Genomic DNA, 3,172 nt, shown 5'->3' with positions numbered 1-3,172 from the left:
TTTCGGAGTGGAACATGATTCCTGATCCGGTGAGCGGTGTCACGGGGTCAGGGAAGACCTCACCGACGTTGGCTCGGGTGTAGAGCGGAAAGCGCTCAGACAGCTCGGAATCGGTGACGTAGTACTTCTCGCTCATTGCATAACCCCCAGATCAACGGCGTTGTGCCGGTGGTCACACTACACATGCTCCCGAATCGGTGGAGAGCCGGCCGGTCACACTGTGCCTGGCACAGTGTGACCGCTAGACGATCTTGTTCTGGCCGTCGCCCCAATACCGGTCGCGAAGGACGCGCTTGTAGAGCTTGCCGGTCGGCAGGCGCGGCAGTTGGGCGTCGAAGTCGATCGAGCGCGGCACCTTCTGGCGCGAGAGATGTTGGCCACAGAATTCGATGAGCTCCTGGGCGAGCGCTTCGTTGCCCACGATGCCATCAAGCGGCTGCACGACGGCTTTGACCTCTTCGCCGAGGTCGACGTTCGGCACGCCGAACACCGCAGCATCGGCAACCTTCGGATGAGTGATCAGCAGGTTCTCGGTCTCTTGCGGATAGATGTTCACGCCGCCCGAGATGATCATGAAGGTCTTGCGGTCGGTGAGGTAGAGGAAGTTGTCTTCGTCGACGTATCCGACGTCGTTGACCGTGGTCATCGTGCCGTCACCCGAGGTCGACTCGGCGGTCTTGTCGGCGTCGTTGTGGTACTGAAACTCGGCGCCCGATTTGAACCACAGCGTGCCCGGCACACCGACCGGCATCTCGTTCATGTCGTCGTCAGCAACGAACACTTCGCCCAGCACGATCTTGCCGACGGTGCCCTTGTGCGCCAGCCATTCCTGGGAGTTGCAGGCCGAGAAGCCGAGCCCCTCGGTGGCGCCGTAGTACTCGTGGATAATCGGCCCCCACCAGTCGATCATCTGCTCTTTGACCTGCACCGGGCACGGAGCCGCCGCGTGAACCGCGAACTCGAGCGACGAGAGGTCGGGCTGTTCGCGCTCGGCGACGGGCAACTTGAGCATGCGGCTGAACATCGTGGGGACGAGCTGGCTGTGCGTCACTTGGTACTTCTCGACCAGCTGGAGGTATTCGAGCGGGTCGAATCGCTCCATGATGATCGCTGTGCCTCCCTGGCGAATCGTGAGGTTGACCGCAGCCTGGGGCGCCGAGTGATAGAGCGGTGCGGGCGACAGGTAGATCATGCCGTCGCGGTACTGCCAGAGGTTGGAGAGGAAGTCGAAGATCGGCAGGTTCTGCGACGGAGCCTGCTCCGGGAGCGGCCGGATGATTCCCTTCGGCTGCCCTGTGGTTCCCGACGAGTAGAGCATCGACGTGCCGAGCACTTCGTTGTCGATTGCCGTCGTCGGCTGGTCAGCAATCGCGGCGGCGTAGTCCCGAATGCGCTCGTCGGACCCTGCCGGGGCACCGCCGACCACGAGGATGAGGGACACATTCTCGAAGCTCGGCAGTGCTTCGACGATGAGCGGCAGCTTGGCGGCTGACGTGATGACCACTTGCGACTCGGAATTGTTGACGATGTACGCCGTCTCGTCGGCCGTGAGGTACGAGTTGATGCACGTGTAGTACAGACCGGACCGTTCGCCCGCCGCGCACGATTCGAAGTATCGGTTGTTGTTCTCCATGAAGATCGAATAGTGATCGAGCGGTTGGAGTCCATGTCCGACGAGGAGGTGAGCAAGCTGATTGCTGCGCCCTTCGAACTCGCGGTAGCTGACCGCCTCGCCGGTCGAGGCCATGATGAAGGCCGCCTGATCCGGATTCTCGATGGCGTGGTGTGCTGCGTACATGTGCTGTCCCCCAAGAACTCGCAGTGACGGTGTGGTCGCGGCCGACCGTATACGGTCAGCACGTCCGACACGGATGCGAAGCGACGACGATCACGACGACGATCACGACGATGGGGAACAACATGCAGGGTAAACAGGTGAAGGATCGCAAGATGAAGGTCACGGTGCTCGGCGCCGGTTCGTGGGGCACGACAGTCGCGTCGCTTGCCGCCCGCCACAACGACGCAACGCTGTGGGGCCGCGACGAAGCGCAGATGCGTGAGATCAACGACGAGCACAAGAACTCGAAGTACCTCGCCGACTACGACCTACCCAAGAACCTCGTGGGCACCTCCGATCTCGAAGCCGCAGTCACCGGAGCACAGGTCCTCGTCGTCGGCGTTCCCTCTCATGCATTCCGCTCGACGCTCGAAGCTGCCAAGCCGTTCGTGCATCCGTGGATCCCGATCGTCAGCCTCACCAAGGGCCTCGAAGCCGAGTCGATGCTGCGCATGACCGAGGTCATCAAAGACGTGCTGCCGGGCCGACCTGTTGCGGCGCTGTCCGGCCCCAACCTCGCCAAGGAGATCATGGCGGGCCAGGCCGCAGCGACCGTTATCGCCACACACGACCGGGAAGTCGCCGAGGCGTTGCAGCGTGTCTTCCAGAGTGGACTGTTTCGCGTGTACACCAACCACGACGTCGTGGGTTGCGAGATGGGGGGCGCACTCAAGAACGTCATCGCGATCGCGGCGGGCATGGCCGAGGGCCTCAGCGTTGGCGACAACACTCGTTCAGCAGTGATCGCACGCGGGCTGGCTGAACTGTCTCGCTTGGGCGAGGCAATGGGTGGCGAGGCGGCAACCTTTGCCGGCCTCGCGGGCCTCGGCGACCTCGTGGCTACCTGCGTGTCGAAGCAGAGTCGCAACCGTTATGTCGGCGAACAGCTCGGCCAAGGACGTCCGTTGCAGGACATCCTCGACGAGATGAACATGGTTGCCGAGGGCGTCAAGACGGTCGGCAGTGTGATGCAACTCGGCGAGCGGTACGGCGTCGACCTGCCAATCTGTCGCGAGGTTCATCAGGTCATCACGGGCGAGATCACCGGCGACCAGGCCTACCGCGGCCTCTTCCGCCTCCAACCTGGCCACGAAGCCGAACCCGGCTGAGCCGCTACGTGATCCCGCAGGTTGGCCGACCTCTCTGTTGCCAGCAGGTTCGTTGCGACAGGTCACACCGCATAAAGGGCCCCGGGTTATGACCTGTGAGTTTCTCTTTGCCAGTCGGCTGAGAACACTCAGTCGGAGTCCTGACAGAACGACGCAATAGGCAGCGGTTTCGGCCCAGCCCGCTCGCCAAGATCGGCGTCGCAGCCGACGCTGACGATCAACCCGC

The 3,172-nt window shown here is 62.7% G+C and carries 2 protein-coding genes; one reads left to right on the top strand and one right to left on the bottom strand.

Annotated features, from left to right (window positions below; all coding sequences use genetic code 11):
• Nucleotides 1–241 precede the first annotated feature (241 nt).
• Complete coding sequence (locus tag ACH2EI_RS00475; RefSeq protein WP_395158830.1) at nt 242–1,798, bottom strand: AMP-binding protein; 1,557 nt, start codon at nt 1,796–1,798, stop codon at nt 242–244.
• 110 nt (nt 1,799–1,908) lie between these two features.
• On the opposite strand from ACH2EI_RS00475, the gene ACH2EI_RS00470 reads away from it, so the two are divergent.
• Entirely contained in the window at nt 1,909–2,946 is a 1,038-nt protein-coding gene (locus ACH2EI_RS00470; protein WP_395154037.1) for an NAD(P)H-dependent glycerol-3-phosphate dehydrogenase, read from the top strand.
• The last annotated feature ends 226 nt before the right edge of the window (nt 2,947–3,172 follow it).

This window comes from Ilumatobacter sp. (genome assembly GCF_041688325.1).
Lineage (GTDB): Bacteria > Actinomycetota > Acidimicrobiia > Acidimicrobiales > Ilumatobacteraceae > Ilumatobacter_A.
The sequence above is the reverse complement of the archived record's forward strand: the minus strand, read 5'-3'. Positions and strand labels throughout refer to the sequence as shown.